The following is a 7,323-nucleotide window of genomic DNA, read 5'->3' as shown; positions in this document are numbered from 1 at the left end:
TGCCACCTCTCCAGAACTCCTTCCGAAGTGCTTTATTTCTCAAAAGCGATGCAAAAGTATTGCTTTTTTTTGAATGTGCAAACTTTTATAAGAAAAAAATAATGTATGAGCCATAAAAAAATATAATTCAAGGGCGTAAAATGTAATTTGAACGCTCAAAATCTATATATACAATCTATTTTTATAAAAACAAAGATTATATTTATATAAACATAATCTGTATATACATAAATATAACTTGTCTTTATAGAATATGTATAGATGTTTTATATAATTCGAACTGTTTATGATGCTTTTTTTAATATTCAATGAACTTTTAATATTCTACCCTTAAAGTTGAATTATATAAAATGCGTATCTTTGTCGAAAAATATAAACTCATTATTATTTTATTGTAACAAATGACAAAGAGATTATTTTTCTGTTGGCTGCTGACAGCCATATTGGCAATGCCGGTTTTGGCACAAATTCAGGAACCTGTAAAGTTTAATAGTGAACTGAAAAGAATTTCAGAAACAGAAGCTGAAATAGTTTTCAATGCTGTGATAGATAAAGGATGGCATGTCTATTCTACAGAATTGGGTGATGATGGACCTATTTCTGCAACATTTAATGTTGATAATATATCAGGAGCCGAAGTTGATGGAAAGCTTCTTCCGCAAGGTAATGAGATAGAGGAAATGGATCCTGTATTCGAAATGAAGGTTCGTTTTTTTGAGAGTAAAGCCACTTTTGTACAGAAAATAAAAATTACTGATGAGAAATTCAGTATTAAGGGATATCTGGAATATGGTGCGTGTAATGACGAGAACTGTCTTCCTCCTACAAGTGTAGATTTTGAATTCGGCGGAACTGCCGATGTCGCTTCTGTATCGGCAGGAAATGATGACAAGACAGTTGGGGATAATGTTCCATCTGCAATAGCTCTCACTCCTTTGAAAATTGGGGCAAGTGATAAAATTGACTACTGGAAACCGGTGATAAACGAATTGAACAGTTTCGGTGAACATGCCGGTGAAGAATCAATGTCTTGGATTTACATATTCCTGACAGGTTTGGCCGGCGGACTTCTGGCATTATTCACTCCTTGTGTATGGCCTATTATACCAATGACGGTAAGTTTCTTCCTTAAACGTACAAAAGACAAGAAGAAAGGTATCAGGGATGCATGGACCTACGGAGCTTCTATCGTTGTAATTTATCTCACGCTCGGTCTTGCCATTACACTTATTTTTGGAGCAAGCACTCTTAATGCGTTGTCTACAAACGCTGTGTTTAATATTCTGTTCTGTCTGATGCTTCTTGTTTTTGCAGCATCGTTTTTCGGGGCATTCGAGATTACACTTCCTTCAAAGTGGAATAACGCTGTAGACAGCAAGGCTGAACAGACTACCGGACTTTTGAGTATTTTCCTGATGGCGTTTACACTTTCGCTTGTATCATTCTCGTGCACCGGTCCTATTATAGGTTTCCTGTTGGTGGAAGTTTCTACTACAGGCAGTGTTGTCGCTCCTGCCATAGGAATGTTGGGCTTTGCCATTGCGCTGGCTTTGCCATTCACACTTTTTGCCCTTTTCCCGTCATGGCTGAAATCTATGCCGAAATCAGGCGGATGGATGAATGTGATAAAAGTGACATTAGGATTCCTTGAGCTTGCTTTTGCCTTGAAATTCCTTTCTGTGGCCGATCTTGCTTATGGCTGGAGAATACTTGACCGTGAAACTTTCCTTGCATTGTGGATAGTTATATTTGCACTTCTTGGAATGTATCTTTTGGGTAAAATCAAATTCCCTCATGATGATGACGAGCAGAAGGTTAGCGTACCAAGATTTTTCCTGGCAATGATATCATTGTCTTTTGCTGTATACATGGTTCCGGGTCTTTGGGGAGCTCCTCTTAAAGCCGTGAGTGCTTTTGCACCGCCAATGCAGACTCAGGATTTTAACTTATACAAGAACGAGGTACATGCCAAGTTTACTGATTATGAGGCAGGTATGGAATATGCACGTGCTAACAACAAGCCTGTTATGCTTGACTTTACAGGATACGGATGTGTGAACTGCCGAAAGATGGAACTTGCTGTATGGACAGACCAGAATGTAAGCAAACTGCTGACAGAGGATTATGTATTGATAACTCTCTACGTTGATGATAAGACAAAACTGGCAGAACCTATCAAGGTTACTGAAAATGGTAAGGAACGTACATTGCGCACTGTAGGTGACAAATGGAGTTATCTGCAACGCTCTAAGTTCGGGGCAAATGCACAACCTTTCTATGTACTGGTTGACAATGAGGGTATGCCGCTCAATAAATCATACTCTTATGATGAGGATATTAAATTGTATATAGATTTTCTGGAAACAGGATTGAAGAACTACAAAAAATAAAGACAGTAAAAAAATGATTTCGAAATCAGAGAGAGAGCAAATCATTGCCCTTATAAAAAGAGAAGTAGTGCCGGCTATAGGATGTACAGAGCCTATAGCTGTTGCTCTTTGTGTGGCTAAGGCTACTGAGGTATTGGGAACAAGACCGGAAAAGATTTCAGTACTCCTTAGTGCAAATATACTTAAAAATGCTATGGGAGTTGGAATTCCCGGCACAGGTATGATAGGTTTGCCCATCGCGATAGCATTGGGAGCGATTGTGGGAAAATCAGAGTACCAGCTTGAGGTATTGAAAGATTTGACACCGGAGGCAGTCGAAGAAGGTAAAGGAATGATAGACTCACAGGCTATAGACATCAGCCTGAAATATGGTATAGAGGAAAAACTATATATAGAGGTGAAATGTTCTGCAGGAAATGATGAGGCTACGGCTATAATAAGCGGAGGGCATACACATTTCGTATATATCAGTCGCAACAATGATATCGTATTGAATGAAAAGGCATCTGAAGAGGGTGATGTTCAGGAAGAAGAACTTGAGCTTAACTTACAGAAAGTTTATGACTTTGCCACAACATCTCCGTTGGAAGAAATATCATTTATACTTGAATCGAAGCGATTGAATAAGTCGGCTGCAGAACGCTCTCTTAATGGACATTACGGTCATGAATTGGGCAAGACACTGATGGGAGCTAAAAACGAGAAAGAAATTATGGGCAATAATACATTCACCCATATACTCTCTTATACGTCTGCTGCCTGTGATGCACGTATGGCCGGTGCCATGATACCGGTCATGAGTAATTCAGGAAGTGGAAATCAGGGAATTGCGGCAACTCTTCCTGTAGTGGTCTATGCTGAAGACAATAATAAGACGGAAGAAGAACTTATTCGCGCACTTACCTTGAGCCATCTCACTGTGATTTATATCAAGCAAAGCCTTGGCCGTCTGTCTGCACTGTGCGGATGTGTCGTTGCTGCTACCGGAAGCAGCTGCGGTATAACTTACCTGATGGGAGGAACATATCAGAATGTTGTATATGCTGTGCAGAATATGATTGCAAACCTGACGGGAATGATTTGTGACGGCGCAAAACCAAGCTGTGCCTTAAAGGTGACAAGTGGGGTATCGACAGCAGTTTTCTCTGCAATAATGGCAATGGAGCAAAAGTGTGTTACTTCCGTGGAAGGTATTATAGAGGATAATGTGGATTTGAGTATCAGAAATCTTACAAGAATAGGCTCTGTGGGAATGAACGAAACAGATAAGGTGGTTCTTGACATTATGACTCATAAATCTTGCGAATATTAAAACATTACTTATTTATATAAACACAAAATAGACACATAATGCTTCCATCTGACGAATACTATATCCAGAGACTGATAGACGAGGGAGAACACGTCCATCAGGATTTTAAATTCGCTATTTCGGATGCAAGAAAGATAGCCAAAAGTATATCTGCCTTCTCCAATACGGGAGGCGGAAGGCTTTTGGTCGGAGTAAAGGATAATGGCAAAATAGCCGGGGTGCGTTCCGAAGAGGAAATATACATGATAGAGGCTGCCGCTAAAATGTATTGTATTCCGGAAGTTAGTATTTCCAACAAAATATATAGGGTTCAGGGAAAGGATGTTCTCGAAGTAACTATTGAGGAAAGTGAGAATAAGCCCGTTTGTGCAGTTGATGTGAACAATAAGGCATGGGCATACGTTAGAATAAATGATGAAAACATTCTGGCCGATACGGTTTGCTTGAATATGTGGAAGCATAACAAACAGGAAGAAAAAGTCGTGGTGACATACTCGGAGCGGGAAAAACACTTGCTGAATATACTCGACAAATATGGCGAACTGACATTGAACAGGTGCAGCAAGTTGTCAAACATTCCCAGAATAACGACAAGCCGCCTTTTGGCCGATTTTATCAGGTTCAATTTAGTGGAACAGATTTTCAGGGAACATACTTTTTATTTCAGACTAAAAGAAGATATATCATTATAACGGTTATAACATATTACAGGCATATTTATTGATAATGGATTTTATTACGGTGTTTATAAATCAGGCTAATTATATTTTGTGGACATATGTGCTGATAGCCATGTTGTTGGGCTGTGCACTGTGGTTCAGTTTCAAAACCAGATTTGTGCAGTTCAGGATGATAGGAGAGATGGTCAGGCTGCTTGGAGATTCAACTGCAAAGATTGACGGGCATGAAAAGCACATATCTTCGTTTCAGGCCTTTACCATTTCCTTGGCCAGCCGCGTAGGTACAGGTAACCTGGCAGGAGTAGCCACGGCAATAACAGTAGGCGGTCCGGGAGCGGTATTCTGGATGTGGATAATAGCTCTTTTAGGAGCGAGCAGTGCTTTTGTAGAGTCTTCGCTTGCCCAGTTGTTCAAGATAAGAAGTAAACATTCCTATATCGGAGGTCCGGCTTATTATATGGAAAAAGGACTGAAAAAGAGATGGATGGGTATAATCTTTGCGGTACTGATAACTGTCACATTTGGTTTTGCATTCAATTCCGTTCAGAGTAACACTATTTGTGCAGCATTCGACAGTGCTTTTAATATTCCTCCCGTATATATGGGTGTCGGAATAACTGTTCTTACTATAGTTATCATATTCGGCGGAGTGCATTGGATAGCAAATGTAAGCAGCATTCTTGTACCGGTTATGGCATTAGGCTATATAGTGTTGGCATTATATATTGTTTTCAGCAATCTGGTACATTTGCCGGATGTCATTTCTTTGATACTGAAGAATGCATTCGGAGTGGAACAGGCTATAGGTGGAGGTGTTGGTGCTGCTCTTATGCAAGGAATAAAGCGAGGTCTGTTCAGTAATGAGGCTGGTATGGGTTCTGCACCTAACGCAGCTGCTACAGCGCATGTTACACATCCTGCAAAACAAGGTTTCATTCAGGCGTTGGGAGTATTTACAGATACATTATTGATATGTACCTGTACAGCCTTCATAATACTTTTCAGTGGTGAAGGACTTGATGGTGGACTGGACGGAATACAGCTGACTCAGGCGGCATTAAACAGTCAGATAGGAAATATAGGCAGTACTTACATAGCTGTGGCAATATTGTTCTTTGCATATAGCAGTATTCTCGGCAATTATTATTATGGAGAAGCCAACCTTCGTTTTATAGCCAAAAACCGGAGTGTGATAATAATATATCGGATATTGGTAGGAGGAATGGTTCTTTTCGGTTCAATGGCAAGCCTGAAACTGGTTTGGAGTCTTGCGGACGTAACCATGGCACTGATGGCTATATGTAATCTTATAGCGATAATAATGCTTGGGAAATATGCATTCAGACTTCTTGATGACTATCTGATGCAGAAGAAAAAAGGAATAGAAAGTCCTGTCTTTACAAAAGAAAAGATGAAGGATATAGAGAATGAGATAAGTTGTTGGTAACATTTTATTATATACAAATATAAATTTCAATCAATATATTTTAGTATATTTGCACCCATAAAGAATAAATAATATTTCAAACATGAGTATATTTTCAAAACTATTCGGAAAGAAAAATGCTGAAAATGCTGAGGAGCCTGTCAGAGTAGGCGGAATGGAAGACTTTATGAGCCTTATACGTGTTTACTACCAGGCTGTAATGGCTTCACAAATGGGTATAAGCAATATCAATTTTTTGCCTGATTTGGCTGTCTTTAAACGTACACTCAAAGTTCCTACACAAAACAATAAATTAGGAATAGCAGAAAAATCACGCTGTAAGAAAATGCTTGTTGACATTTACGGATTGAATGACAGTTTCTTCAAGGAAATAGATGCTTCTATAAAGAAAAACTGTAAGAATGTAAACGACATAAAATCATATCTGTTTATGTTCCAGGGATTCAGTCAGGATCTTATGATGGTTATCGGAAATCTGATGCAGTGGAAATTCCGTATGCCAAGCCTTCTGAAAAAGATGCTTCGCAATATGACAGAAAAGGCTATAAACGATATCCTGACAAAGACAGACTGGAAAGACGACGGAGTGCGTAAAACCTGCAATAATATCCGTCAGTATAAGCACGCTTTGGGATATTCACAGGAATGGATGAACGATTATGTCTATAATATCGTTCTCTTGGCTAAAAAGGAGCCAAAACCAAAAGCCTGAACAGTATAAACCTATTTTAATGGCGGAGTTGGTATATTATATATCAATCCCGCCTTTATTTTGTATGTTCCATTATGAATAATATTAAAGATATAGAACAACATCCTTTAGAACCATTTCTACCTTGTAATGCCTCGCTTTTAATGTTAGGAAGCTTTCCTCCGCAGAGGAAAAGATGGAGTATGGATTTCTTTTATCCAAACTTGCAGAACGATATGTGGAGAATATTCGGATATATTTTTTTCAATGATAAAGAGTATTTCCTTACAGACAACAAGAAAGCGTTTGATAAAGCCAAACTTGAAACTTTTCTTACGCAGAAAGGCATAGCACTGTATGATACGGCATTTGCAGTAATCAGACTGCAGGATAATGCATCTGATAAATTCCTTGAAGTAGTTGAATCCACTAACATAGAATTACTGTTAAAGCAGATACCTGACTGTAAAGCGATAATCACTACAGGGCAGAAGGCTACAGATGTATTGTGTGAATATTTCTCAGTAAAACAACCGGCTATTGGGGATAAAACAGAAATATCATTTCAGGACAGAACGCTTTTTCTCTACAGAATGCCTTCGTCAAGTAGGGCATACCCTCTAAAGTTGGAAAAAAAATCAGAACTATATGCTCAGGCTTTCAGAGATTTAAATATTTTGTATTGAATAAAACCGATATTTATTTCATAAAAGCCTTGTAAATATAAAAAAAAGTACTACCTTTGCATTCGCAAACACGGGAATAGCTCAGTTGGTAGAGCATCGGTCTCCAAAACCGAGTGT

The 7,323-nt window shown here is 38.8% G+C and carries 6 protein-coding genes; all 6 read left to right on the top strand.

Translation table 11 applies throughout. From position 1 onward, the window contains the following. The first annotated feature begins 401 nt into the window (after positions 1–401). Complete coding sequence (locus QZ379_RS11320) at positions 402–2,390, top strand: cytochrome c biogenesis protein CcdA (protein WP_291564669.1); 1,989 nt, start codon at positions 402–404, stop codon at positions 2,388–2,390. 13 nt (positions 2,391–2,403) lie between these two features. Then, positions 2,404–3,702 (top strand): serine dehydratase subunit alpha family protein, encoded by a 1,299-nt coding sequence (locus tag QZ379_RS11315; RefSeq protein WP_291564667.1) that lies wholly within the window; start codon positions 2,404–2,406, stop codon positions 3,700–3,702. A gap of 38 nt (positions 3,703–3,740) precedes the next feature. Then, the gene (locus QZ379_RS11310) at positions 3,741–4,394 is read left to right on the top strand and encodes an RNA-binding domain-containing protein (protein ID WP_291564664.1); all 654 of its coding nucleotides are present in this window, start codon (positions 3,741–3,743) and stop codon (positions 4,392–4,394) included. 34 nt (positions 4,395–4,428) lie between these two features. Continuing rightward, on the top strand, positions 4,429–5,829 hold the full coding sequence (locus tag QZ379_RS11305; protein ID WP_291564661.1) for a sodium:alanine symporter family protein: 1,401 nt from the start codon (positions 4,429–4,431) through the stop codon (positions 5,827–5,829). 82 nt (positions 5,830–5,911) lie between these two features. After that, the gene (locus QZ379_RS11300; RefSeq protein ID WP_291564658.1) at positions 5,912–6,541 is read left to right on the top strand and encodes a hypothetical protein; all 630 of its coding nucleotides are present in this window, start codon (positions 5,912–5,914) and stop codon (positions 6,539–6,541) included. 74 nt (positions 6,542–6,615) lie between these two features. Further along, on the top strand, positions 6,616–7,206 hold the full coding sequence (locus tag QZ379_RS11295; RefSeq protein WP_291564656.1) for a uracil-DNA glycosylase family protein: 591 nt from the start codon (positions 6,616–6,618) through the stop codon (positions 7,204–7,206). Positions 7,207–7,323: the final 117 nt, after the last annotated feature.

Origin of the sequence: Bacteroides sp., from assembly GCF_019417265.1 — a bacterium.
GTDB lineage: Bacteria > Bacteroidota > Bacteroidia > Bacteroidales > Bacteroidaceae > Phocaeicola.
Note: the sequence above shows the minus strand (reverse complement) of the source record. Positions and strands in the feature narration are given on the sequence as shown.